General features: G+C 61.7%; 26 protein-coding genes. 11 read left to right on the top strand and 15 right to left on the bottom strand.

From position 1 onward, the window contains the following. The first annotated feature begins 121 nt into the window (after positions 1-121). From NP503_RS22715 to NP503_RS22705, 3 genes are all read left to right on the top strand, one after another. On the top strand, positions 122-517 hold the full coding sequence (locus NP503_RS22715) for a hypothetical protein (RefSeq protein WP_127268883.1): 396 nt from the start codon (positions 122-124) through the stop codon (positions 515-517). Between the two features lie 52 nt (positions 518-569). Then, positions 570-1,760: an NADH-quinone oxidoreductase subunit D gene (locus NP503_RS22710; protein WP_127272699.1), complete on the top strand. Its 1,191-nt coding sequence runs from the start codon at positions 570-572 to the stop codon at positions 1,758-1,760. A gap of 396 nt (positions 1,761-2,156) precedes the next feature. Next, positions 2,157-2,342 carry a hypothetical protein gene (locus tag NP503_RS22705; RefSeq protein WP_127271064.1) on the top strand — a complete coding sequence of 62 codons (186 nt, stop codon included), beginning with the start codon at positions 2,157-2,159 and terminating at the stop codon, positions 2,340-2,342. 56 nt (positions 2,343-2,398) lie between these two features. On the opposite strand, the gene NP503_RS22700 is transcribed toward NP503_RS22705, so the two are convergent. Next, positions 2,399-3,148 carry a metallophosphoesterase gene (locus NP503_RS22700; RefSeq protein ID WP_127271062.1) on the bottom strand — a complete coding sequence of 250 codons (750 nt, stop codon included), beginning with the start codon at positions 3,146-3,148 and terminating at the stop codon, positions 2,399-2,401. Then, complete coding sequence (locus tag NP503_RS22695; RefSeq protein WP_023812007.1) at positions 3,141-3,950, bottom strand: nucleotidyltransferase family protein; 810 nt, start codon at positions 3,948-3,950, stop codon at positions 3,141-3,143. The genes NP503_RS22700 and NP503_RS22695 overlap by 8 nt, the downstream gene beginning before the upstream one ends. A 365-nt stretch (positions 3,951-4,315) precedes the next feature. Between NP503_RS22695 and NP503_RS22690 the strand changes: the two genes are divergently transcribed. Beyond that, entirely contained in the window at positions 4,316-5,227 is a 912-nt protein-coding gene (locus NP503_RS22690; RefSeq protein ID WP_127271362.1) for an agmatinase, read from the top strand. 2 nt (positions 5,228-5,229) lie between these two features. Here the strand turns inward: NP503_RS22690 and NP503_RS22685 are convergent, their stop codons facing one another. The 10 genes from NP503_RS22685 to NP503_RS22640 form a co-directional block, all read right to left on the bottom strand. Continuing rightward, positions 5,230-5,886 carry an imm11 family protein gene (locus tag NP503_RS22685; protein ID WP_127271364.1) on the bottom strand — a complete coding sequence of 219 codons (657 nt, stop codon included), beginning with the start codon at positions 5,884-5,886 and terminating at the stop codon, positions 5,230-5,232. A 64-nt stretch (positions 5,887-5,950) separates the two neighbouring features. Further along, a complete protein-coding gene (locus NP503_RS22680; RefSeq protein WP_127272303.1) occupies positions 5,951-6,613 on the bottom strand; it encodes a glutathione S-transferase family protein in 663 nt (220 codons plus the stop codon). Between the two features lie 50 nt (positions 6,614-6,663). After that, a complete protein-coding gene (locus NP503_RS22675) occupies positions 6,664-7,134 on the bottom strand; it encodes a hypothetical protein (RefSeq protein WP_127271127.1) in 471 nt (156 codons plus the stop codon). A gap of 5 nt (positions 7,135-7,139) precedes the next feature. After that, positions 7,140-8,042, bottom strand: a complete 903-nt coding sequence (locus NP503_RS22670; protein ID WP_127271128.1) for an aldose 1-epimerase family protein — start codon at positions 8,040-8,042, stop codon at positions 7,140-7,142. A gap of 204 nt (positions 8,043-8,246) precedes the next feature. Continuing rightward, on the bottom strand, positions 8,247-8,963 hold the full coding sequence (locus NP503_RS22665) for a Bax inhibitor-1/YccA family protein (protein WP_127271130.1): 717 nt from the start codon (positions 8,961-8,963) through the stop codon (positions 8,247-8,249). A 23-nt stretch (positions 8,964-8,986) separates the two neighbouring features. Next, positions 8,987-9,760 (bottom strand): anti-sigma factor, encoded by a 774-nt coding sequence (locus NP503_RS22660; protein ID WP_127272302.1) that lies wholly within the window; start codon positions 9,758-9,760, stop codon positions 8,987-8,989. Next, the gene (locus tag NP503_RS22655; protein ID WP_236383399.1) at positions 9,757-10,272 is read right to left on the bottom strand and encodes a sigma-70 family RNA polymerase sigma factor; all 516 of its coding nucleotides are present in this window, start codon (positions 10,270-10,272) and stop codon (positions 9,757-9,759) included. The genes NP503_RS22660 and NP503_RS22655 overlap by 4 nt, the downstream gene beginning before the upstream one ends. Before the next feature lie 158 nt (positions 10,273-10,430). Next, positions 10,431-10,964, bottom strand: a complete 534-nt coding sequence (locus NP503_RS22650; RefSeq protein ID WP_023812014.1) for a response regulator transcription factor — start codon at positions 10,962-10,964, stop codon at positions 10,431-10,433. Continuing rightward, complete coding sequence (locus NP503_RS22645; protein ID WP_164748993.1) at positions 10,954-12,234, bottom strand: ATP-binding protein; 1,281 nt, start codon at positions 12,232-12,234, stop codon at positions 10,954-10,956. The genes NP503_RS22650 and NP503_RS22645 overlap by 11 nt, the downstream gene beginning before the upstream one ends. Before the next feature lie 38 nt (positions 12,235-12,272). After that, complete coding sequence (locus tag NP503_RS22640; RefSeq protein WP_127268838.1) at positions 12,273-13,586, bottom strand: MFS transporter; 1,314 nt, start codon at positions 13,584-13,586, stop codon at positions 12,273-12,275. Positions 13,587-13,753: 167 nt separating this feature from the next. Here NP503_RS22640 and cyoA point away from each other — a divergent pair, with 167 nt between their 5' ends. The 7 genes from cyoA (at position 13,754) to mazG (ending at position 21,051) form a co-directional block, all read left to right on the top strand. Further along, complete coding sequence (gene cyoA, locus NP503_RS22635; RefSeq protein ID WP_127268837.1) at positions 13,754-14,923, top strand: ubiquinol oxidase subunit II; 1,170 nt, start codon at positions 13,754-13,756, stop codon at positions 14,921-14,923. 15 nt (positions 14,924-14,938) lie between these two features. After that, positions 14,939-16,951, top strand: coding sequence for a cytochrome o ubiquinol oxidase subunit I (gene cyoB, locus NP503_RS22630; protein ID WP_127272301.1), 2,013 nt, complete (start codon positions 14,939-14,941; stop codon positions 16,949-16,951). Positions 16,952-16,956: 5 nt separating this feature from the next. Next, positions 16,957-17,583, top strand: a complete 627-nt coding sequence (gene cyoC, locus NP503_RS22625) for a cytochrome o ubiquinol oxidase subunit III (protein ID WP_127270912.1) — start codon at positions 16,957-16,959, stop codon at positions 17,581-17,583. Continuing rightward, a complete protein-coding gene (gene cyoD, locus NP503_RS22620; protein WP_127270910.1) occupies positions 17,580-17,960 on the top strand; it encodes a cytochrome o ubiquinol oxidase subunit IV in 381 nt (126 codons plus the stop codon). Before cyoC ends, cyoD begins: the two co-directional genes overlap by 4 nt. 96 nt (positions 17,961-18,056) lie before the next feature. Continuing rightward, a complete protein-coding gene (locus NP503_RS22615; protein WP_127272300.1) occupies positions 18,057-18,758 on the top strand; it encodes an SURF1 family protein in 702 nt (233 codons plus the stop codon). Positions 18,759-18,901: 143 nt separating this feature from the next. Next, the gene (locus tag NP503_RS22610; RefSeq protein WP_127273326.1) at positions 18,902-20,086 is read left to right on the top strand and encodes an amino acid aminotransferase; all 1,185 of its coding nucleotides are present in this window, start codon (positions 18,902-18,904) and stop codon (positions 20,084-20,086) included. Positions 20,087-20,226: 140 nt separating this feature from the next. Next, a complete protein-coding gene (gene mazG, locus NP503_RS22605; protein ID WP_127272396.1) occupies positions 20,227-21,051 on the top strand; it encodes a nucleoside triphosphate pyrophosphohydrolase in 825 nt (274 codons plus the stop codon). A gap of 63 nt (positions 21,052-21,114) precedes the next feature. On the opposite strand, the gene hflX is transcribed toward mazG, so the two are convergent. The 3 genes from hflX to NP503_RS22590 form a co-directional block, all read right to left on the bottom strand. Continuing rightward, positions 21,115-22,506 carry a GTPase HflX gene (hflX, locus tag NP503_RS22600; RefSeq protein WP_127272395.1) on the bottom strand — a complete coding sequence of 464 codons (1,392 nt, stop codon included), beginning with the start codon at positions 22,504-22,506 and terminating at the stop codon, positions 21,115-21,117. After that, the gene (gene hfq / locus NP503_RS22595; RefSeq protein ID WP_006202172.1) at positions 22,507-22,752 is read right to left on the bottom strand and encodes an RNA chaperone Hfq; all 246 of its coding nucleotides are present in this window, start codon (positions 22,750-22,752) and stop codon (positions 22,507-22,509) included. It abuts the gene before it with no gap. A gap of 145 nt (positions 22,753-22,897) precedes the next feature. Further along, positions 22,898-23,761, bottom strand: a complete 864-nt coding sequence (locus NP503_RS22590; protein ID WP_127267299.1) for a D-amino-acid transaminase — start codon at positions 23,759-23,761, stop codon at positions 22,898-22,900. Between the last annotated feature and the right edge of the window lie 79 nt (positions 23,762-23,840).

Raw genomic sequence — 23,840 nt, 5'->3', positions numbered from 1 at the left:
TCGTTCGGCGTTTCCCCAGGGGGGTCGACGCGAAATTGCCCAGTGTGACCAGCCCCGCGGGAACAATCGCTCGGCATGGGGGTTTCTTCAAAATCTCCCTCGAAGGATGCAAGGAGCGACCATGCGCATGTTGACGATAGCTGTCGCACTTTCCGGGGCGGTCATCATTCAGCCCGTCTACGCCCAAACTGTTGGACCGCAGCTTCCCCAGGTGACGCCACCGCAGGGCGAAGTGCAACCGGAGCAGGCGCTGTCAGATCCAGGCTCTGCTGATTTGAATTTCACCGGCGTTGCCATTGTCGCCGTCGAGGATCTGCCTGACGAAATCAAGGCGCAGGCGGATGCCGTGATCAATCAGACCAGCGCCGAAGATTTGCTACGCCTGCAAAACTCAGTCGATGCTTCGCCTCAAGCGACATCGGCCTTGAGGGCGAATGGGCTCAATTCCTCGCAGGTTGTCGCTGCAAACATAGATGGCGATGGCACCCTGACGCTGATCATTCAGACGACGACTTGAGGCGCCGAACCATTCGCATCACGCCTTGCCCCGACAGTCGCGGAGAGCAGCGATGGTCGAAGCCCCCGTTCGCAACTTCACCATCAATTTCGGGCCCCAGCATCCGTCGGCCCACGGTGTTCTTCGGCTGGTGCTCGAACTGGACGGCGAGATCGTCGAGCGTGCCGATCCGCATATTGGCTTACTGCATCGCGGCACCGAAAAACTCATAGAGCACAAGAACTATTTGCAAGCGCTGCCCTATTTCGACCGGCTCGACTATGTCGCGCCGATGAACCAGGAGCATGCGTTCTGCCTCGCTGCCGAAAAACTGCTCGAAATCAGCGTTCCAACGCGTGGACAACTCGTCCGTGTTCTTTTTTGCGAAATCGGCCGGCTTCTGTCGCATCTCCTCAACGTCACGACGCAGGCCATGGATATCGGCGCGCTGACGCCGCCGCTTTGGGGGTTTGCGGAGCGGGAAAAGCTGATGGTTTTTTACGAGCGCGCCTCCGGCGCCCGCATGCATGCGAATTATTTCAGAATCGGCGGCGTGCACCAGGATATGCCTCCGAAGCTTCTCGACGACATCTGGGCTTTCTGCGATCCGTTCCTCAAAGTCTGTGACAACCTCGACGAATTGCTCACCGGCAGCCGTATCTTCAAGCAGCGCAATGTCGATGTGGGCGTGATCGGGCTGGAGGATGCCTGGGCCTGGGGATTTTCCGGCGTGATGGTGCGCGGATCGGGCGCCGCATGGGATTTGCGCAAGGCACAGCCATACGAATGTTACCCGGACATGGATTTCGACATTCCCGTCGGAAAGAACGGAGACTGCTATGACCGCTACCTGGTCCGCATGGAGGAGATGCGCCAGTCGGTGCGGATCATGAAGCAATGCCTGGAAAAACTGCGGTCACCCGAAGGCCAGGGGCCGGTCGCGCTTCCAAACCAGAAGATCACGCCGCCGCGGCGCGCCACGATGAAACGCTCGATGGAGGCGACCATCCAGCATTTCAAACTTTATACCGAGGGGCATCGCGTGCCGGCCGGAGAAGTCTACGCCGCGGTTGAAGCGCCAAAGGGAGAATTCGGTGTTTATCTGGTTTCCGACGGGGGCAATGTTCCTTACCGGTGCAAGATACGCGCGCCATCCTTCGCCCATCTGCAGGCGATGGATTTCCTGTCTCGAGGGCACATGATCGCCGACGTTGCCGCCATCATCGGATCGCTCGACATCGTGTTTGGCGAGATCGATCGTTAGCCGTCCGGAGGTGTGCTTTGCCCCGCGATAAAGAAACTCCATCATCCTACGCGTGGATGGGAGGCTCTTCATTCTCGTCGGGATTGGGCAGCGGGGTCTCGTCCGGGAGCCTTTCCGGTTCGGGTTCCTCGATCGGCTCGGGCTTCCATGTTGGAGGCGGCACGGGAACATCGCGATTTGGGTCTGGCTGTCTTGGCTGTGGCATCGAACTATCTCCGTTCAGTCGGAACAACTCGTGCGCCGTGGCATGGTTCCTGGCAGAATCCAGCGAGATCGTTACGCCCTCGGGACACGAGTATGTTGGTCCGCCCAGGTGAAGGCGCAAAAGTTGCAGATCGTTCGGAACCGGTCGGATTTTCGAGCCGTTGTCGTCGACAGGGATCAAGGAGAAGCGCGATGAAGGACAAGGAAGGAAATATCGACCATACATTGCCGCAGGTCGCCATCGACGATCAGCAGGTGCGACAACTGGCGGCCACGACCGATTTGCCGTCCAGGCAGGCTCGCGAACTGGTGCGCCGTCACGGCAACGACCCCCGGAAGCTGGAAGAGTTGGCGAAATCGATCAACGCCACCAATTGAGTCAAGGCCACCAATTGAGTCAAGGCCAATGGACACCACGGCGCATGCCGCTGGCGTCAGATTTCGAGCAAGGCGTAGGGGCGGCCGCTTGGCTTGGCCACATGCATGGCGACGTTGTAGACCTTGGCTCCGCCAGGTGTTTGACCTTCGTAAGAACCGCGATGTGCATGACCGTGCACGACAGCACTAACCTGGAATCGATCGATCGTCTCCGCCAGGCGTGAAGAGCCCAGAAATGGAAATATCTCCGGCGGTTCTCCCGCGACTGTGTCGGCAATTGGCGCGTAGTGGAGGATCACCAGTGTGCGCTTCGCCCGCACCTGGCGCATCGCATTTTCAAGTCGCATTGCCTCGTTCACGCTTTCCGCGACCATCGTCTTGATCGCCGGTTCACCGAATGAGCCGAGCATGCGTGAGCCGAAGCCGCCTATGAATCCCTTCACGCCGACAAAACCCACCTCCTCGATTTCAACTGCCTGCCCGTCGAGGAGATGAACATGCGCCTGGCGCAGGATCTTCGTGACGTCTTCCACCGCACCAGACTCGTAGTCATGATTGCCGAGCACCGCCACGACCGGGATCGAGCAGTTGCGCAGATCCTCGGCCAGCATCTCCGCTTCACGAGGCTTGCCGAGATTGGTCAGATCTCCCGTGAGAACGAGAATGTCGGCTTCGCTCGATATCTCGCCGAAGAGGTCGCGATACGAGGTTTGCGCATCTTCCCGCACATGGAGATCCCCGACCGCGGCAACTTTGAGCGCGCGTGCGCCCTCCTTGGGCGCGCTGCTCTTGACGGGATCAGCCATCACGGAATTCTCCCACACCACCGACGCCGGCGAAGCCCCATTCCTTGACGTCGATTTCGTAATCGGTTTGCGAAAGCAGCCGCCCACGGCAGATCTTCATCCTTGGAGACGGCAACTGCCGTTGCTTGGCGAGGCGGTCGAGCAATTCATCGAGCAGCCACGCCGGGATATGATCGCGCTCGCTCGGATAGATCCACCTGAAATTGATAAGCTGCATCAACAGAACCTCCCAGTGAACCTCCAGATAAGAAAGCAGCCGGTGCCAATCGATCTGATCGCCCGCCTTGAGAATCGTATGAGCGATATCGGCGCCATCGTGTCGCCCTCTGTCCTGGATAAAGCATTTGGACCAGATGAGTTCGGTCGGGCCGATGATCCGCACCCTGCTGCCCAACAGCTCTGTTTGGCGGGCGTGTTCCAGCCACAGGTCGCCAACAGGCACCGTGCCGTTGGCCGAGCCGAATATGACGTCGAAGAAATGCGTGCCCTTGAACACCTTGCCGAGCCACCGGTCATCCTCGATTTCGACGGCATATCCAAGCTGCTTGAAATGAGCGAGGATCCGCGCGTAGTCGCCTGCCTTGCAGAAGATATCGAGGTCCTTGGTCTGGCGGGTGACACCCGTATAAGCGCTTACCGCGTAGGTCCCGGCGACCAGAAAGGGTATGTCGGTGGCGGTAAGCTCACGGATCGCTTCCGTGTAAAATACCTCCGCCTCGGCATTTTTGAGCGTCGGCGCCGCTTTTGCATCGATCTTGGGAAGCGAGACCAGAACGTTTTCAGGCAATGGACCATTGGTCATGAAACGATGACTCCGAATCCGGCAACCGGCAGTCGCCCGCTGTGGTAACAACGTGAACCTCGCCTGGTTCCGCTATCAGGCGACCAGCCAAGGTTCATTCTCGTCACGTACTGGAAATTTCGGGATCGCGCCTGCCGACGCAAGCCGCCCCAACGTCCTCGCCGGCAGCGCAATGTCGCCTCGAAATCGGCGCATGCCACCGCCAATGCCCCGTTGGCCCAAATTTGAAACACCAGGTGGGTGATCGATCTCGATTGTTTTAGAGTTTATTGGGCTTACCCAATCGGCACAAAGCTGAAGCCGGGGCGCTTGACTTAACCGCACCCGATCGGCGTGCGCTAAGCATCATCAGGATCCATCAAGGCATGACCCCCTCGCCTCCCTTTCTCGGCTTTCCAGACCGTCTCGCAGATGGTCACATGCCCCGCGCGGTGATCTTCGGGGCCGGTCACGGCAGCACTTATCCCGGCAAGGACAGCCGCGGCCATGCCTTGGCGGCGGATGCGATCCGCGTTGCGAGCCAGGACGATGCCGCGTTCGTCGAGCACTGGGATTTCGATCTCGGCGGCCCGCTGTTCGACGGCAAGCCGGCCTCTTGCATCGACGCCGGCGATATCTTGACCACCATGCATGACAATGCCGGCAACAGGGTCAGGATCGAGGCAAAAACGCGCGAAATCCTGGCATTGCCGGCCGTGCCGATCCTGATCGGCGGCGACTGTTCCATGACCATTCCCTTCCTCGCCGGCTTTGCGGAGCACGGGCCGGTCTGGGTCCTGCAGATCGACGCCCATATCGACTGGCGCGACGAGGTGTATGGCGAACGCCACGGCTATTCGAGCCCGATGCGCAGGGCGAGCGAGATGCCGCATGTCGCAGGCATGGTGCAAGTCGGCCTGCGCAGCGTCGGCAGCGCACGCATCACCGAGATCGAAGCGGCACGGCGCTATGGCAGCCACTTCGTGACCGCCCGCGAGGTTCACGCTCAGGGCGTCGAAGCCGCGCTCCGGCATATTCCGGAAGGCGCGCGGGTTGTCGTCACCCTCGACTGCGACAGCCTCGATCCAAGCGTCATGCCGGGCGTGGCGGCGCGTACACCCGGCGGTCTCACCTACACGCAGGTGATCGACCTGATCGCCGGCCTCGGCAGACGGGCCCGGATCGCAGGGTTCGACCTTGTCGAGTTCTATCCTCCGGCCGATATCGACGGCCTGTCAGCGCTGACCGCCGCGCGCCTTCTCGTCAATGTGGTCGGCACCGTCGTCCGGCAGGTTTGATATCAAAACCCTGCTTTTCGCCGCAGACCGGCCCAAAGGCGCGTGAGCGAGCTTGCGGTTGAAATGCCCTTTTCCACACCTGGGTACTCGATCCTGCCTTGTCCGGCCGGCTCGTCGCTCCAGACCAAGTTGAAAGCAATGCCCTTGAGCCCAAGCTCCCCGATCCGGCGTACGATCGTCTCCTGCAGATAGATATCGGATATTCGCACCCCATCGGCACGCTCGGGCAGCTTGAATGTCTCGGTACCGCCGATTGCGTCCGCTCGAAGGACGAGGCTTTCGATCACCATTATGCCGCCGTCGTCAAAGCGAACGATCTTTGAACGTTCCTCGTCCAGCGCATCGATCACGGTGGTGACATTGAAGAGCGATATGGCCTCGTCGGCACGAAGCGGCAGGAATTCACCGTACGGTTCGAGGGTTGGCCGAAGCAACTTCAACGCCCTCGCCCGCAGGATGAGCACATGCTCGCCAAGCCATGGAAAATCTGAATATTGCCGGAGCGTACCGTCGTCGTGTTCGCACAGGATCTCCATCCCGGGCGGATGCCATTGTGTCTGCTTCCGGCCGCAGAGCATCGAAAACAGCTGGTAGTCGTCCGCCTGTCGGGGAAGGACCCATTCCTGTCCTTCGACCACGCTCAGGACATAGATATTCATCCGATCCCCCGCACATCATTGCCTTGGTAGGCTCGGCCTGCTGCGCGGCTCTTCGCGCGCGTTCTCACCGCTGGTCCGCGACAGCCGTTTGCGGCACCGGCGGCAATTCGGGTGCATCCATCCCCTTGAAAGGGTCACGCCAGGCGCCGATGTCTTCAAGCCGACGGTACCAGCGGCTGACAGAGGAATAATCGTCGAGCGGCAATCTGGCGGCTTCGTTGAACGGCAGGAAGGTCGCCATTCGAAAATCGGCATAGGAAACCGAATTCCCGACCAGCCACTGCCGCTCGGCAAGCACGGCGTCGAGTATTGCCGCGGCCGTATGGAATTGGTTTAGGCCCTCCTCCACCCGCTTCTGATCGATCGGGCCGATGCCGTACCGCTGTTTGGTCCCACGTTCGAAATGCACCATGTCGCAAGCGAATGCGAAGTGCTCCTTGCCCCAGCTCAGCCAGCGGATCATCTCGGGTTCGTCATCGCCGGTGCGCCAGAAATCCGAATGCGCATCGCGCGAGAGCCGGCAGGCTATGGCGTCTGCCTCCCAGAGGCTTTTTCCCTCTTCTTCCGCGAGGATGGGCAGCGAGAGATTGGGATTTAACCGGCGAAATTTCTCCGCTTGCCCCGGAGCGAATGGCGAGGCAAATTCAAATTCGACTTTCGCGTCGAGGTAGCGTGCCACCGCGAGCGCGAGCCGAGGGTTCGGATTGCGGCTGAAATACAGCTTCATTGGGCACCGACGGTCTGAGCGACCACGCCATAGTCGATCATGGGCGGTCTCTATGCAGCTTCGAAGCCAGCTCGAGCGTCCATGTATCCTGACGGACTGGGCTCGCTTTTCATCATCGTTTTTCGCCAAGCTTCCTGCTCGGCATTTATCAGAGCCAATTCCCAAACACAGGCAACAACAGATCTCTTTACCGTATCCATCGGTTCGGCGGCGGAATACAGCTTCCGATAGATATGCTGACAAAGCACCGAACCTTGTATCCACCAGTGAACCGAGATGGAAACACCCAGCTCGCCAGGATGAATAATCACAAAGCCCATGCCATTGTCGTCACCCTCGTCCACCACACGCGGCAGAACCTCCTGTCGCACGAATGACTGTGCCAGGGTCACCATGGGTCCGTCGACCTTCTTGTTGTCTGCGACGAGGCCATAGACTTTGAGCTTGAGACCGCCAATGTCCCATTGGCCCAAATTCAAAACACCACGTGGATGGTAGATCTCGATTGTTTCAGAATTCACTGGGCTCACTCCAATTCAGCCATTCGCGCACGACGCTGCAGCAGACGTACCTGATAGCTCAGAACACGCTTCGCGGCAGGCTCGATCAACATCACGCTAGGCTTATCGATAAACTCACCATCGAAATCCACCGGGCTTGCAAGGCCATGCCAGGGTTCGATGCAAAGAAATGGCGCGCCGCCGGGTTTGGACCAGATACCCAATTCCTGGAATCCCTGCCACAACATCTCGATCGCGGGACCGCTCTCGGCAGCGTAGCGCACGCTGGAACTGACGGGCCGATCCATGATCACCGCGTCCTCGCCGAAGAGCCTTTCGGAGAGTGCCAGCCTTTTGCCTTCCACAGGCGTCGGTTGTGGCGCTTTCAGCAGCAGGCCGTCCTTCAGGCGGCGGATCGGCGCTTGCTCGGCGGAGGCAAAGGTCAGCTGGTAATCCGTCTTGGCCAGATCCGGAAGCAAAGGCCAATTGAACGCCGGGTGCGCCCCGATCGATGCCGGCAGCGGCTCATCGCCGGTGTTGGTGATGTCGAAGGTCACATCAAGCTGATGGCGGTCCAGCGTGTAAGTCACTGCCAGGCGAAAGGCGAAGGGGTAGTGCGCGCGGGTATCGGCATCGTCGGTGAGCACCAACGTGCAGGATCGTGGTCCCCTCTGCGCCCAGGCGAACGGCTTGTCGCGCGCGAAGCCGTGCTGGGTCATCGGATAGGTCTGGCCGCGATGGCGCAGTTGGTCGCCCTTCAGCCGGCCGACGATTGGAAACAGCACCGGCGAGTGACGCCGCCATTCCGGACCGGCCTGCCACAGAAACTCTGTGCCGTCGGCATCGCGTAGGGAGACAAGTTCGGCGCCCTGCCCGACAACAGTCGCCGAGATGCCGTCACCGTGAAGCGTCAGGCTGTCCTGTTCCATGCGTCCTCGCGGCTATCTGGCGTGGCCGGCAGGCTAGCAAAAGGGGACGTGCGAACTCAAGAGCGGCAGATTTACATCGCGTCTCAGTCAGCCGCGATGAACGATCCACCGCACATGGCAAATGCTGCCTCAAATAAAAAACCGTGGCCGGAGGTTTCCCTCCGGCCACGGTAAGTTGCGAAATGTTGCCTGCTACGGTCCGGATTACTCGCGTTCGCCGGTGAAGTTCAGCAGCAGCTGGAAGATGTTGATGAAGTTCAGATAGAGCGAGAAGGCGCCGAAGACGGCAAGTTTCTGGCGCGATTCCGCGTCGAAATTCTCGGCATACTGTTCTTTGATCGTCTGCGTATCCCAGGCGGTCAGGCCGATGAACACGGCGATGCCGATCACCGAGATGGCGAACTGCAGCGCGGTCGAGCCGAGGAAGATGTTGACGATGCTGGCGATCACCACGCCGATCAGGCCCATGATCAGGAATGACGAGAACTGGGTCAGGTCGCGCTTTGTCGTGTAGCCGTAGAGACTGGTGGCGCCGAACATGGTGGCGGCGATGAAGAAGGTGCGCGCGATGCTGGTTCCGGTGAAGACCAGGAACACAGAGGCGAGCGACAGGCCCATGACCGCGCAGAAGGCCCAGAACATCGCCTGGGCACTCGCCGCCGACATGGTCTGCATTTTGAACGAGAACAGCAAGACGAAGGCGAGCGGTGCCAGCATCACCACCCATTTCAGCGGGCTGGAGAAGATCGGCACGTAGAGCGCCGGCGTCGATGAGATCATGAAGGCGACGAGGCCGGTGACCACCAGGCCGACGCCCATGTAGTTGTAGACGCGCAGCATATGCTGGCGCAGGCCCTCGTCGAAGATGGCTCCGGTTTGGGCGCCGGCGCCGACGCGATATCCCAGATTGGGGGTGTTCATTTGCGTTCTCCTTTGTGGATCGATCAGTAAAGCGTCTTGGCAAGCGTCTCGGCGGCGCGGTCGAGGTCGTGGACCTCGCTTCGTCCGACCACCGCATAGGCGACATCGCCGATCTGGAAATAGGCCGACGAAATGTCGCCCGAGGGCGCTATCGCCGGCTTGACGACGTCGAAGGTTCCGGGCCGGATCGCAAACAGCGACACCAGCCCCATGTCTTTCGTCTCGACCGCCATCTCGACGCTCGGCCCAAAGCGCGACGGATAGATCTGCACGTCGCGCACCCTCCAATCCGTCGGCAGCGACGGCATGACGATGGCAGTGGCGGCGCGGATTTCGCCGGCGTTGTAATTGGGCGTTTCCGCCTGCGATGGCATGCTCTCGCGCACCAGCGTCGTCCTGTGGGCCTGCACCGCCTCATCGACATAGGCGGGCGGCTGCGGCGAGGCGACGACCTTGGTCACCGACATCGGCCCGATGATGCCGTTTGCCAGCCAGCCGGCGGCGACGAAGCCGGCTACCGCCGCCGCGCGCTGCAACACGCCGAAGAGCCGGCCGCGGGCAAGCCCCCTCTCCAGCCGCCGCGCGGCATCGGCGGTCGCAGGGCGCGCCATGCCCTTGGAGCCGGCAAGCGCCACGCGCAGTTCATCGCGGGTCCTGAGATCCGACATCACACGCGCCGCCGCCTCCGGGCGAGCGGACAAGAATGCTTCGACCTCGATGCGGCGGGTGACGTCGACCTGGTCGTCGACATAGGCGTCGAGGTCGATATCGGTCACGGGATCGACAGTTGCGGTCATGACGGGCCTCCAACGATCCTGAGGTGGTTTTTTGCCTTCGCCGGCTCCTCCATCTCGCGCAGTGCGGCGCGCGCCCTGCCGATGCGGGACATCAGCGTGCCGAGCGGCACGCCGCTGGCATCGGCGGCCTGTTGATAGGAGAGGCCTTCGATGGCGACGAGGTGCAGCGCTGAACGCTGTTCTTCCGGCAGGCTGAAAAAAGCCTCGCGCACCTGCGCCAGGCGCACCGAATGTTCCTGTGGTGCCGGCGTGCTGCCGTCGGCCAGGTATCCAGCCTGTTCGACGCGCGACGCTTCGGACTTGCGGGACCGCATCTTGTCGATGAAGGTGTTGTGGACGATCGACAGCAGCCACGCGCGCAGGTTTCCGCCGGAGCGGAACGTGCTGCGCCGCTCATAAGCGCGCACCAGCGCGTCATGGACAAGATCCTCGGCGTCGGTGCTGTCGCGCGTCAGCGAGCGCGCATAGCGGCGCAGCGAACCGAGCTGTCCTATGATGTCAAAACGTGGCATTGACGGTTTCATGTCCTGTTTACGGAGCATGTGGGGATTTTAATCCCTGCCCTGCCAATTTTTTCCCTTCGGAGGACATCGTTCGAATGTAACGATTGTTGCCGGCATCAATTTTATCATTGGTATCGGCACGATGTGCGATGCCCGGTAGATCGTGCCTACTTCACACGCCTCTTCTCCAGCTTCCTCGCCAGCGTCCGGCGGTGCATGCCCAACCGTCGTGCTGTCTCGGAAATGTTGAAGTCGGCCTCCACCAGCATTTCGTGGATGCGCTCCCATTCGAGGTTCTTTATCGAGGTTGGTCGCTCGGCGAGCGGCACCGAAGCATTGCCCTCGACCTGGCCGAAAGCGGCTTCAATGTCGTCGGTGTTGGCGGGTTTGGCGAGATACTGGCAGGCGCCGAGCTTGATCGCCTCGACAGCGGTGGCGATGCTTGCAAAGCCGGTCAACACGACGATCCGCATTTCAGGATCGTGCTCGTGCAGCGCCCTGACGCATTCCAGGCCCGAGCCGCTGGCGAGCTTGAGATCGACGACGGCATATTGGAAGGCAACGGTGCCGATCAGCGCATGCACGCCGTCGACGCTCCGGCAGCTATGCGTTTCGTAATCACGCCGTTCGAAAGACCGGCGCAGTGCGTTGGCAAAGGCGATATCGTCCTCGACGATCAACAGCGTGCGTTTAGTCGGCATTGTGCCCTCGTGGAGACAGAGCAGCCAGTGGCAGATGCAACGTAACCGAAGCTCCCCCCTCGGTTCTATTTCTTACGGTGACGGTACCCCCCAGCTTGCGGATGACATTGACGACCAGAAACAGGCCGAGCCCGCTACCTGGCCGGTTCTTGGTCGACGTATAGGGCTTGCCGAATTCAGCAAGCATGGCTTCTTCAAATCCCGGTCCCACGTCGACAACTTCGATGATGAGATCGTCCGCCTGGCGGCTGACGGTCAACCCCACCCATAGAGGCGACGCTTCAAGTGCGTTGTCCAGTACATTGAACATCACCTGTTTGAGCGCGGGATCGGAGACGATCTCCTGGTTGGCGCCGAAACGCCTGGTGTATTCGAAGCCTTGCGGCAGCCGTGTCGACTTCCATTCGGCCACCAGCTCCGCCAGGAAGGCGTCGACGGAGGTGCGAACCGTGCCTTCGCCGCGCAATTCGCCCGACGACATCAGGATTCCCGAAACGATCTTCTTGCAACGGTCCAACTGGCCCTGCATCTCCCGGATTTCCTGCGCCAGATCCGGATCTGCCTCGAGAGCCGGCATGCGCTGCCAGTCATTGAGGATGACGGAAAGCGTGGCCAGCGGCGTGCCGAGCTCATGCGCGGCACCGGAGGCGAGCAGGCCCATCCTGACGATGTGAGCCTCCTCCGCCGACTGCTGGCGCAAATCCGCAAGATGGGCGTCGCGGGTGCGAATGTTGTTCTGGACCCTGGTGATGAACAGCACCAGAAGCGTTGCCGCCAGGACGAAACAGATGAACATGCCCTGGATGTGCAGGCTGAACAGCCCGGCCCCGTGTGCGGCGGGCAGGCTGATCTCACGGTAAAAAGTAGTCAGCGCGATGAAGCACGTGCTTGCAATGAAGACAAGCGCCCAAACCGACCATGTCTCCAGCAGCACCGCGCCCAGGATGACCTGGAGCAGGTAAAGCGAAATGAAGGGATTGGACGCGCCGCCGCTCAGGTAAAGCTGGACCGTCAACGCGGTGACGTCGAGCAGCAGTCCAAGAAACAGCTCGGTGTTGGTGATCGCGTCCTGGCTGCTGTGCCGGCGCAGGCTGGCGACATTGAGAGCGATCAGCAGCAGGATCACCACCGCCATCGGGACCAGCGGCAATCCAATGCCGAGCACGTAGCGGACGAACAGGATCGTCACGATCTGACCACCGACCGCGATCCAGCGCAGTTGAATCAGAAGCAGAAAATTCTGTTTGTTGGTCTTGTCGTGCAACGTCATTGGGCCGGGAGGTCCCCAGCCCTGGCCAAGCAGGTCACTCAAGCGGGCGTCCGATCCAGGCGCTGGTTGAGTCTCAGCGCAAGCAACGTGCATAGCGCTCCCGACAACAGATAGGCGCCTGATGAGATCAGCCCGAAATGGGCGGACAGGAACAGGGCGACTATGGGGGCGAAGCCCGCCCCGAACAGCCAGGCGAGATCCGAGGTCAGCGCCGCCCCTGTATAGCGGTAGGTCTTTGAAAAGTTCGAGGCGAGTGCTCCTGAAGACTGGCCGAACGACAGGCCGAGCAGGACGAAGCCCAAGACCATGAAGACGGACTCTCCGACGAAGCCGCCATCGAGCAGCTGTGGCGCGAAACCGCTGAACACGGCAATGGCCACCGCCGAGCCTCCGAGCAAGGGCCAGCGCCCAACCCGGTCGGCGACGAAGCCCGAGATCGCGATTGCCGCCAGGCCGAAGAAAGCTCCGATCGTCTCGATGACGAGGAACCGTGCCGGTCCCTCGCGCGTGAACAGGAAAATCCAGGACAGAGGAAACACCGTCACCATGTGGAACAGGGCGAAACTCGCCAGCGGCGCGAAGGCGCCGAGCACGACAGTGCGCCCTTCGGCGCGCAACGTCTCGCGGACGGAAGTCGGCTCCAGTTCCTGGCCTTCGAACAGTTTGGTGTATTCCGGCGTCACCACGATGCGCAGCCGTGCGAACAGGGCGACGACATTGATGGCGAAGGCGACGAAGAACGGGTAGCGCCAGCCCCAGCTGAAGAAGTCTTCGGCCGACAGGTTGCCGACGAAATATGCAAACAGGGCGCTGGCAACGATGAGCCCGAGTGGTGCGCCCAGCTGCGGGATCATCGCATACCAGCCGCGGCGCTTTTCGGGCGCATTCAACGCCAGCAGCGAGGCAAGTCCGTCCCATGTCCCGCCCAGCGCCAGTCCCTGACCGATCCGGAACATGGCCAGCAGCCAGGCCGAAGCCTGGCCGATCTGGTCGTAACCGGGCACGAAGGCGATCGACACGGTCGAGGTCCCCAGCAGGAACAGCGCGATGGTGAGCTTGGCGCTGCGTCCGTAGGCGCGGTCGAGCGCGGTGAAGATCGCCGTGCCGATCGGCCGCGCGATGAAGGCAAGCGCGAAGATGGCGAAGGAGTAGAGCGTGCCGGTCAACGGGTCGGCATAAGGAAATACGAGCTTCGGAAAAACGATGACGGAAGCGATCGCGTAGACGAAGAAGTCGAAGAATTCCGACGTCCTGCCGATGATGACGCCAACGGCGATTTCGCCGGGCTTCACTTCATGATGCCGCGCGTTGATCCGTCTTGCGTCGGCTTCGATCTTAGAAGTTGGGCTCACAGCATTCTCCGTCGCCCCGCCGCGGTCTCATTACGATCGCTTGCCATGTGCGCGGGCCAGGTGCTTTGATGAGGCCTGCCGCGTCATTGCGGCATTGGACAAATTGTCCAATGCCTTCATTGCCGCGGTACGGCTAGCACTGGGGGGAACAACCGACAGGTCATACATTGAGCCGTCTCCGTACCCTTTTCCTGCTGCCCCTGCTGGCATCGCTCGGCTCCTGCAGCATGGTCGTCATGAACCCTGCCGGCGACGTCGCCGCGCAGCAGCGCGACCTGCTGATGGTGTCCACGGCACTGATGCTGATCGTCATCATACCGGTGATGGCTCTCACCATATTCTTTGCCTGGCGATACCGCCAGTCCAACCGCGAGGCGCGCTACGAGCCGGATTGGGACCACTCGACCCATCTCGAACTCGTCATTTGGGCGGTGCCGCTTCTGATCATAATCTGCCTGGGCGCAGTGACCTGGATGGGCACCCATCTGCTCGACCCCTATCGTCCGATCGGACGTGTAGCGGCCGGCAAGCCGCTGCCGCCGGACGTGCGTCCGCTTGAGGTCGAAGTCGTCGCGCTCGACTGGAAATGGCTGTTCATCTATCCGGAGTACGGCGTCGCCATGGTCAACGAACTGGCTGCGCCGGTCGACCGGCCGATCAGCTTTCGCATCACCTCCGCATCGGTGATGAACTCCTTCTACATTCCAGCACTGGCCGGCCAGATCTATGCAATGCCGGGTATGGAAACCAGGCTGCACGCCGTCATAAACAAGTCCGGCGACTATGAAGGGTTCTCCGCCAACTACAGCGGCGCCGGCTTCTCGGGAATGCGGTTCGCGTTCCACGGCCTGGACGACGCCGGTTTCCAGGCATGGATCGCGAAGGCAAAGGACGGCGGCGGCAAGCTCGACCGAAACGGCTATCTGGAGCTCGAACAGCCCAGCGAGAACCAACCCGTGCGCCACTATGCGGCGGTGGATGCCGATCTCTACAAGGCGATCCTCAACATGTGCGTCGAGCCCGGCAAGATGTGCATGAGCGAGATGTCGCAGATCGATGCCAAGGGCGGTCTGGGAATGGCCGGCATCCGCAACACCCTTCCGCTACTGTACGACAAGTTCGCCCGGCGCGGCACGATATTCGGCCCTGCCCCATCCTATGTCGCCAGCATATGCACGACCGAAGAAGCACTGGCGGCTTCGAAGGCCGATCAATCCTTCACGCCGATGACCTCGACGCCGATCGTCGGCGCTGGTCTGCAACGGCCACTGCCCCTGTCGATCCGACTGCCGTCACCTTCCGCAACCGGCACGCTTCGGTCGCCCTTCAACTCCTGAGGCGCCACGCAAGACATGTTCGACAATCCTGCTCTTCTCAAGGCGATCTTCGGCCGGCTTACGCTCGAGTCGCTGCCGCTGCACGAGCCCATCGTGGTCGCGACCTTCATAGTCGTCGCGCTGGGCGGCATCGCCCTCGTCGGCGCGCTGACCTATTTCAAGCTCTGGGGCTATCTGTGGCGCGAATGGTTCACCAGCGTCGACCACAAGCGCATCGGCGTGATGTACATGGTGCTCGGCATCGTCATGCTGCTGCGCGGCTTCAGCGACGCCATCATGATGCGGCTCCAGCAGGCGATGGCCTTCGGCGGTTCGGAAGGCTATCTCAATTCGCATCACTACGACCAGATCTTCACCGCGCACGGCGTGATCATGATCTTCTTCGTGGCGATGCCGCTGGTGACGGGCCTGATGAATTTCGTCGTCCCGCTGCAGATCGGCGCGCGCGACGTGTCGTTTCCGTTCCTCAACAATTTCAGCTTCTGGATGACGGTCGGCGGCGCGGTCATCGTCATGATGTCGCTGTTCGTCGGCGAATTCGCCCGCACCGGCTGGCTTGCCTATCCGCCGTTGTCGGGGATCGGCTACAGTCCCGATGTCGGTGTCGATTACTATATCTGGGCCCTGCAGGTGGCGGGCGTCGGCACGCTGCTGTCGGGCGTGAACCTGGTCTGCACCATCGTCAAGATGCGCGCGCCTGGCATGACCATGATGAGAATGCCGATCTTCACCTGGACCGCGCTCTGCACCAATGTGCTCATCGTCGCCGCCTTCCCGGTGCTGACGGCGGTGCTGGCCCTGCTGGCTCTCGACCGCTATGTCGGCACCAACTTCTTCACGAACGACTTCGGCGGCAATCCGATGATGTACGTGAACCTGATCTGGATCTGGGGCCACCCCGAGGTCTACATCCTGATCCTGCCGGCCTTCGGCATATTTTCGGAAGTGACCTCGGCCTTCTGCGGCAAGCGGCTCTTCGGCTACACGTCGATGGTCTACGCGACCGTCGTCATCACCATCCTGTCCTACCTGGTCTGGCTGCATCACTTTTTCACCATGGGATCGGGAGCGAGCGTCAACTCGTTCTTCGGCATCACAACGATGATCATTTCGATCCCGACAGGCGCCAAGATATTCAACTGGCTGTTCACCATGTACCGCGGCCGCATCCGCTTCGAACTGCCGATGATGTGGACGGTCGCCTTCATGCTGACCTTCGTCGTCGGCGGCATGACCGGCGTGCTGCTCGCGGTTCCGCCGGCCGACTTCGTGCTCCACAACAGCCTGTTCCTGGTCGCGCATTTCCACAACGTCATCATCGGCGGCGTGCTGTTCGGCCTGTTTGCCGGCATCAGCTACTGGTTCCCCAAGGCATTCGGCTTCCGGCTCGATCCGTTCTGGGGAAAGATGTCGTTCTGGTTCTGGGTGGTCGGCTTCTGGTTCGCCTTCATGCCGCTCTACATCCTCGGCTTGATGGGCGTAACGCGCCGGCTGCGCACCTTTGAGGATCCCTCGCTGCAGATCTGGTTCATCATCGCCGCCTTCGGCGCCTTCCTGATCCTGCTTGGGATCCTGTCCTTCCTCATCCAGATCTTCGTCAGCGTGCGCCGGCGCGAGCAGCTTCGCGACGATACCGGCGATCCGTGGGACGGGCGCACCCTCGAATGGGCAACCTCGTCGCCGCCCCCGGCCTACAATTTCGCCTTCACGCCCGTCGTCCACGATCTCGACGCCTGGGCGGACATGAAGAATCGCGGCTACCAGCGTCCGTTGACGGGCTTCCGCGACATCCACATGCCGCGCAACACCGGAGCCGGCGTCGTCCTGGCCGGGTTGAGCGTGGTGCTTGCCATGGCGCTCATCTGGTACATTTGGTGGCTGGCGATCGTCAGCTTCGTCGCCCTGATCGGCTACGCCATCGCGCATACCTTCAACTACGACCGGGACTTCCACATTCCGTCCAGTGACGTCACCCGCGTCGAGGACGAGCGGACACGCCTGCTCGCAGCCACCAGCCAGGCGGGATAAGCACCATGGCACACGCCGACACGGTGATCGACGACACGGTCTTCCACCTGGAAGACGACCACGGCCATGCCGAGAGCGGCAGCAGCACCATGCTCGGCTTCTGGATCTACCTGATGAGCGACTGCCTCATCTTCGCGATGCTGTTCGCGGTCTACGGCGTGCTCGGTGGCAATTACGCGGCCGGACCCGCGCCGAAGGATCTGTTCGATCTTCCGCTGGTCGCGCTGAACACCACCATGCTGCTCCTGTCCTCCATCACTTACGGCTTCGCGATGCTGGAGATGGCGAAGGGACGGGTGAAACCCATGCAGGTGTGGCTGGTGATCACTGGCCTGTTCGGCCTCGCCTTTCTCAGCATCGAACTCTACGAATTCGCCCATTTCATCCACGAGGGGGCGACGCCGCAGCGCAGCGGCTTCCTGTCATCGTTCTTCACGCTGGTCGGAACGCACGGCCTGCACGTCACCTTCGGCCTGGTCTGGCTGGTGGTGCTGATGGTGCAGGTCTCCAGGCACGGGCTGATCGCCGCGAACCAGCGGCGCCTGATGTGCCTGAGCATGTTCTGGCACTTCCTTGACGTCATCTGGATCGGCGTCTTTACCTTCGTTTATCTGATGGGAATGTTGCGATGAGCGCCGGCCACCACACAGACACCAGCGACCAGAGCCACGCGCGTCACGGCGTCGATCACGGCTCGCTGCGCGGCTATCTGACAGGCTTCGGCCTGTCCGTCGTGCTGACCGCCATTCCCTTCTGGCTGGTCATGACCAACGCACTCGGCAATCAGATGGCTTCGGCGATTGCCATCATGGCCTTCGCCGTCGTGCAAATCATCGTCCACATGGTGTTCTTTCTGCATATGAACACCAGGTCGGAGAGCGGCTGGACCATGATGGCCCTGATCTTCACCCTCATCCTGGTGGTGATCGCGCTGACGGGCTCGCTCTGGGTCATGTACCATCTGAACGCCAACATGATGCCCGGCCATGACATGAGTCAGATACCCTGAGAGAGGGACCTGGCTTTGGATGAACAGGCGCGGACGACACCGCATTCGAATACAGGCGACGGCCAAAGGGTTACGCGTTCACCATGGACGCTGTTGGTGCTTTGCCTTTGCGGTGCCATCGGCGTCGCAGGGTTCTCGGCGCTCGGTATCTGGCAGCTGGAGCGCCGCGTCTGGAAGCTCGACCTGATCGAGCGTGTCGACCAGCGTCTCAAGGCGGTACCTGTGGCCGCCCCGGCGCCTTCGGCCTGGCCAGAGATCAACGCCAGGGATGATGAGTATCGCCAGCTTGCCGTCACGGGCCGGTTCCTCGGTGATCGCGAGACCCTGGTCCAGGCGGTCACCGATCGCGGCGGTGGTTTCTGGGTAATGGCGCCGTTCCGAGCGGATGATGGCTTCACGATTCTGGTGAACAGGGGCTTCGTGCCGACGGACAAGCGCGATCCGGCAACCCGCCTCGCAGGCAAGCCCTCGGGCGATCACACCGGAATTCGCGGCCTGCTGCGCCTGACCGAACCGAAGGGCGGCTTCCTGCGCAACAACGATCCGGCCGCCAACCGCTGGTATTCGCGCGATGTGCAGGCGATCGCCACGACGCAATGCCTCGGGCAGGTCGCTCCTTATTTCATCGATGCCGATGCCGCGCCCAATCCGGGAGGGTGGCCGGTCGGCGGCCTGACGGTCGTTTCGTTCCACAACAACCATCTGGCCTATGCCCTGACATGGTTCGGGCTGGCCTTGATGGTGCTGGGCGCGGTCATCTATCTGTTGCGGCAGACTGGGAAACACGGCGGGGGCTGACCGCTGGCCGAGGCAAAGCTGAAAGGAGCAGGCAGGGCAGGCTTCCCGGCACCCCCGCCTCGGGCTGGAGCACCTAGCTAAAACCGCTGGCGAAACGCGACCGATTTGCGTATCACTCCGCCGCGCCAATGGAACCATTTTCGATGTTTGAAGCCCTGCAGCCCGCCCCCGCCGACAAGATCCTCGCCCTGATCGGCCTTTATCGCGCCGATCCGCGTCCAGACAAGGTCGACCTCGGTGTCGGCGTCTACAAGGATCGCGACGGCAAGACGCCGGTCATGCGCGCCGTGCGCGAAGCGGAACAGCGCCTGCTGCAGGCCCAGGACACCAAGACCTATCTCGGCCTTGCCGGCGATACCGGCTTCAACACGGTGATGGCCAAGCTCGCCTTCGGTCCAGGCGCCGACATGACGCGCATCCGCGCCGCACAAGCGCCCGGCGGCTCCGGCGCGCTGCGGCTGGTGGCGGAACTGCTGAAGCGGACACGCTCGGATGCAACCATCTGGCTGTCGGACCCGACCTGGCCGAACCACATGCCGGTGATGCGCGCCGCCGGCCTGCAGATCCGTGAATACCCCTATTTCGACGCCGCCTCGGGCGCTGTTCGCTTCGACGACATGCTGGCGGCGCTGCGGACCGCAAAGAGCGGCGACGTCGTACTGCTGCATGGCTGCTGCCACAACCCGACCGGCGCCAATCTGGATGCGGCACAGTGGGCAGCCGTTACCGATCTGGTCGTCGAGCGCGAGCTGCTGCCGTTTGTCGACATCGCCTATCAGGGCTTTGGCGATGGCCTCGAGGCCGATGCCCTCGGCTTGCGCCTGCTGGCGGCAAAAATTCCGGAAATGGTCGTCGCCTCGAGCTGCTCGAAGAATTTTGCTGTCTACCGCGACCGCGTCGGCGCGGCGATGATCCTGGCCAGGGACGGCGCACAGGCGGATGTGGCGATGAGCCAGATGCTGTCGGCGGCGCGCGCCATGTATTCGATGCCGCCGGACCACGGTGCGGCGGCCGTGCGCATCGTGCTCGAAGATGCCGCCTTGCGCGCCGACTGGGAAGCCGAACTTGAAGAGATGCGGCTGCGCATGCTCAGGCTACGCGTGCAGTTCGCCGAGGCGCTGCGCCGGCAGTCGAATTCCGACCGTTTCGATTTCGTCGCCAGCCATCGCGGCATGTTCTCCCGCCTTGGGCTCACGGAAGCGCAGGTCGAGCGACTGCGTGCCGAGCACGGCGTCTACATGGTCGGCGACAGCCGCATCAATGTCGCCGGCCTGCCCGAGGACGGCATGGACGAACTCGCCAAGGCGATCGTTTCGGTTCTTGATTGACGCGGCTTGTCTGTGGACAAGGCTTCCGCGCCGGCTGACAGCGTTAGCCGCGCGGCCGGTCGCGGGATAGCATCCGATAGACTGTTTTGACGCAATTCCGGACAGAAAACCGTTTCACACTTTTCCTGGAATAGCTCTAGATGACGCCATCGAAAGACATTTCGCGCCTGATCGAGATCATGGCGGCGCTACGGGCGCCGAAGACCGGCTGTCCCTGGGACATCGAACAGGATTTCTCGACCATCGCGCCCTACACGATTGAGGAAGCCTATGAGGTGGCGGACGCCATCGCGCGCGGCGACCTTGACGATCTGCGCGACGAGCTCGGCGACCTTCTGCTGCAGGTTGTCTATCACGCGCAGATGGCCGAGGAGGCCGGTGAATTCGCCTTCCCGGATGTGGTGCAAGCCATCACGACGAAGATGATCCGCCGCCATCCGCATGTCTTCGGCGACGAGAAAGCCCGCAACGCCGGCATGGCCAAGGGCATGTGGGAAGAGATCAAGGCCGAAGAGAAGGCGGAGAAACGAAGCGCCCGCCTCGCGCGTGGTCTCGATCCCGAAGACAACGGCAAGGGGTTTCTGGACAGCGTGCCGGTCGCCCTGCCCGCACTGACCCGGGCGCTGAAACTTCAGGAGAAGGCCGCCCGCGTCGGTTTCGACTGGAGCGAGGCGGCGCCCATCCTCGACAAGATCGAGGAAGAGATCGGCGAATTGCGCGAGGCGCTGGCAAAGGGCGACACCGCCTCGATCAAGGACGAGTTCGGCGACATGCTGTTTGCCGTCGTCAATCTCGGCCGTCATCTCAAGCTCGATTCCGAAGCAGCGCTGAGCGGCACCAACGAAAAATTCCGCTCGCGCTTCCACTATGTCGAACAAGCTCTGGAAAAATCCGGCAGCACGCTGGAAAAGGCTGATCTGGCCGAGATGGAAGCGCTCTGGCAGGAAGCAAAGACCGCGAAGTAATCTCTCTTTCGGGCAATTCCGGACGGAAAACCGCTATACACTTTTTCCTGGAATTGCTCCGGATTACCCGTTGTTTTTACGACGCAATCTGCTTTCGATCTCTTCGCGGGCGCTTTGCGTGGCCTTGAGCGAGATGGTGGCGCTGCCGTCATCATTGTCGCTTCGCGAAACGACATCGCCATTGCGGTAAAGCCAGTCGACAAGGCCGAACTGGGCCGGCTCGATCGTCACGGTGAGGTCTTCGAGTTCGCCCGCCATCCGTGTTTCGATGATCGCCTTCAGCGCATCGATGCCCTCGCCGGTCACCGCCGACACCGCAATCGGCGGCGCCTTGTTGGCGTCGGCGCCGTCTGCAAGCAGCCGGGTCCGGTTGCCTTCGTCGAGCCGGTCGATCTTGTTCCACACTTCTATCACGCGCTTGGCGTCGCCGGCGTCGACACCGAGGTCGGCCAGGATGCGCTCGACATCTTCCGCTTGTGCAGCAGTGTCCGGATCGGAAATGTCGCGCAGATGAAGCACAAGATCGGCCTCGACCACCTCTTCCAGGGTGGCGCGGAAAGCCGCGATCAGATGCGTCGGCAGGTCCGAAATGAAGCCGACCGTATCGGAGAGGATGATCGGCGTGCCATGTGGGAGGCGCACGCGGCGCAGCGTCGGGTCGAGCGTGGCGAACAGCATGTCCTGCGCCAGCACATCCGCCCCGGTCAGCCGGTTGAACAGCGTCGACTTGCCGGCATTGGTGTAGCCGACGATCGCCACCACCGGGAACGGCACCTTCCTGCGCTTGGCGCGGTGCAGGTCGCGCGTGCGCCGCACCGTTTCCAGCTCCTGCTTCAGCTTGATGATCTTTTCCTGCAGCTGCCGCCGGTCGGATTCGATCTGCGTTTCGCCGGGGCCCCCGAGGAAGCCGGCGCCGCCGCGCTGGCGCTCCAGATGGGTCCAGCTGCGCACGAGGCGGCCCTTCTGGTAGTTGAGATGGGCGAGTTCGACCTGCAGCGTGCCTTCCTTGGTGCGTGCGCGCTCGCCGAAGATCTCAAGAATCAGCCCGGTGCGGTCCAGCACCTTGGCGTTCAGCTCTTTTTCGAGATTGCGCTGCTGCACCGGGGTCAGCGGATGGTCGACGACGACCACTTCCGCATGTCCCTCTTTGACGATTTCCGCGAACTCCGCAACCTTGCCGCTGCCGAGCAGCGTCGCCGGGCGCGGATCGTTGACGGTCACCACCGCAGTGTGGATCAGATCCAGGTTGATGGCGCGGGCAAGGCCGACGGCCTCGTCGTGGCGAGCATCAGCCGAACGCATCAGCCGAGGACGGTTGGTCTCGTCGTCGTTGCGCTGGTGGCGGGTAAGGACGGGCACAATGACAACAGCCCGGGTCGGGCCCTTGGCTTCCGTCCCGGGATGATGCGTTGGTTTCCCGCGAACGGTGGCGTCCGCGTCTTTCTCACGTGCCAATCAGGCGCCCTGGCTTTCCTCGCCATCGAACATCTGAACCGGCTGGCTCGGCATGATCGTGGAAATGGCGTGCTTGTAGACGAGCTGGGAGTGACCGTCACGGCGCAGCAGGACACAGAAATTGTCGAACGAAGTGACCACGCCGGTCAGCTTGACGCCGTTGATAAGGAAGATGGTGAGCGGGTTCTTGCTCTTGCGAACTGAATTCAGGAACAGGTCCTGAAGGTTTTGCGATCGTTCCGCCATTGTTCTTGTCTTTCGCCGATCCCCTTCGGTTTGCAAGCCAATGCGCCAAATTAACGGGCGCATGTCAAGCTCGCAAACACCGTCTTGTCGTCAGTAACGACAAGCAGAACGAGATATATTGATGTTCATTCCACCTGTGCGGTTATCAGGCTGGACTTTTTTCCGCAATGTCAAAAAAGGCCTGCCGCAAGGAAAGTGTTATTGAGCCGGGGTGCCCATTGGCGACCGTATCGCCGTCGATAGCCACCACCGGCATGGCGAGTGTCGTTGCGGAGCTGATGAACGCCTCGCGTGCCGCCTTGGCCTCGGCGACGGAAAAGCCGCGCTCCTCGATCTTCAGGCCGAGCTTGGCCGCCACTTCGAACATGGTCGTGCGGGTGATGCCGCGCAGGATGCCGTGCTCCGCCGGCCTGGTGACCAGGACGCCGTCCCGAGTGACGATCCAGGCATTGGACGAGCCGCCTTCTTTTACGTTGCCTTCGGCGTCGACGAACCAGGCTTCCTGCGCACCGGCCTCCTTTGCCTTCTGCTTGGCCAATACATTGGGCAGCAGCCCGACGGTCTTGATGTCGACGCGGTCCCAGCGGTTCTCCGGCACGGTGATGACCGCGATGCCGGTCTCGGCTCGCTTTGCTCCGGCTGCGGGGTCGGCCTTCCTGGCGGTCACCACCAGGGCCGGCTTGGTGTCTGCGGAAGGGAAGACAAAGTCGCGGCTGGCGACGCCGCGCGTCACCTGGACATAGACCAGGCCGTTGGCGACATGGTTGCGGTTGACCACCTCGCGCAGGATAAGCGGCAGCACGTGAGAGGTGACTGGCCAGGCGATCGACAATTCGGTCAGCGAGCGGTTCAGCCGCGCCAGATGGCGCGGCATGTCGACGATGAAGCCATGCGCCACCTCGCAGACCTCATAGACACCGTCGGCGAACTGATAGCCGCGATCCTCGATATGCACGGCAGCGTCGGCGTGCGTGACATAGCGCCCGTTGACATAGGCAATGCGCGGCATGGGCAACCTCTAAGAAATTCTGGGGCTTTCTTATGCGATTCCACCGCGGCCGTAACCGGCAAATGCTTGGCCCAGGCGC

The organism is Mesorhizobium sp. SEMIA396, from assembly GCF_024518615.1.
GTDB lineage: Bacteria > Pseudomonadota > Alphaproteobacteria > Rhizobiales > Rhizobiaceae > Mesorhizobium.
Note: the sequence above shows the minus strand (reverse complement) of the source record. Positions and strands in the feature narration are given on the sequence as shown.

Bases quoted from the DNA above. Each gene is read 5' to 3' on its own strand.
- NP503_RS22715 (WP_127268883.1), top strand. From the start codon at position 122: ATGCGCATGTTGACGATAGCTGTCGCACTTTCCGGGGCGGTCATCATT.
- NP503_RS22710 (WP_127272699.1), top strand. From the start codon at position 570: ATGGTCGAAGCCCCCGTTCGCAACTTCACCATCAATTTCGGGCCCCAG.
- NP503_RS22705 (WP_127271064.1), top strand. From the start codon at position 2,157: ATGAAGGACAAGGAAGGAAATATCGACCATACATTGCCGCAGGTCGCC.
- NP503_RS22700 (WP_127271062.1), bottom strand. From the start codon at position 3,148: ATGGCTGATCCCGTCAAGAGCAGCGCGCCCAAGGAGGGCGCACGCGCG.
- NP503_RS22695 (WP_023812007.1), bottom strand. From the start codon at position 3,950: ATGACCAATGGTCCATTGCCTGAAAACGTTCTGGTCTCGCTTCCCAAG.
- NP503_RS22690 (WP_127271362.1), top strand. From the start codon at position 4,316: ATGACCCCCTCGCCTCCCTTTCTCGGCTTTCCAGACCGTCTCGCAGAT.
- NP503_RS22685 (WP_127271364.1), bottom strand. From the start codon at position 5,886: ATGAATATCTATGTCCTGAGCGTGGTCGAAGGACAGGAATGGGTCCTT.
- NP503_RS22680 (WP_127272303.1), bottom strand. From the start codon at position 6,613: ATGAAGCTGTATTTCAGCCGCAATCCGAACCCTCGGCTCGCGCTCGCG.
- NP503_RS22670 (WP_127271128.1), bottom strand. From the start codon at position 8,042: ATGGAACAGGACAGCCTGACGCTTCACGGTGACGGCATCTCGGCGACT.
- NP503_RS22665 (WP_127271130.1), bottom strand. From the start codon at position 8,963: ATGAACACCCCCAATCTGGGATATCGCGTCGGCGCCGGCGCCCAAACC.
- NP503_RS22660 (WP_127272302.1), bottom strand. From the start codon at position 9,760: ATGACCGCAACTGTCGATCCCGTGACCGATATCGACCTCGACGCCTAT.
- NP503_RS22655 (WP_236383399.1), bottom strand. From the start codon at position 10,272: ATGCCACGTTTTGACATCATAGGACAGCTCGGTTCGCTGCGCCGCTAT.
- NP503_RS22650 (WP_023812014.1), bottom strand. From the start codon at position 10,964: ATGCCGACTAAACGCACGCTGTTGATCGTCGAGGACGATATCGCCTTT.
- NP503_RS22645 (WP_164748993.1), bottom strand. From the start codon at position 12,234: ATGACGTTGCACGACAAGACCAACAAACAGAATTTTCTGCTTCTGATT.
- cyoB (WP_127272301.1), top strand. From the start codon at position 14,939: ATGTTCGACAATCCTGCTCTTCTCAAGGCGATCTTCGGCCGGCTTACG.
- cyoC (WP_127270912.1), top strand. From the start codon at position 16,957: ATGGCACACGCCGACACGGTGATCGACGACACGGTCTTCCACCTGGAA.
- cyoD (WP_127270910.1), top strand. From the start codon at position 17,580: ATGAGCGCCGGCCACCACACAGACACCAGCGACCAGAGCCACGCGCGT.
- NP503_RS22610 (WP_127273326.1), top strand. From the start codon at position 18,902: ATGTTTGAAGCCCTGCAGCCCGCCCCCGCCGACAAGATCCTCGCCCTG.
- mazG (WP_127272396.1), top strand. From the start codon at position 20,227: ATGACGCCATCGAAAGACATTTCGCGCCTGATCGAGATCATGGCGGCG.
- hfq (WP_006202172.1), bottom strand. From the start codon at position 22,752: ATGGCGGAACGATCGCAAAACCTTCAGGACCTGTTCCTGAATTCAGTT.
- NP503_RS22590 (WP_127267299.1), bottom strand. From the start codon at position 23,761: ATGCCGCGCATTGCCTATGTCAACGGGCGCTATGTCACGCACGCCGAC.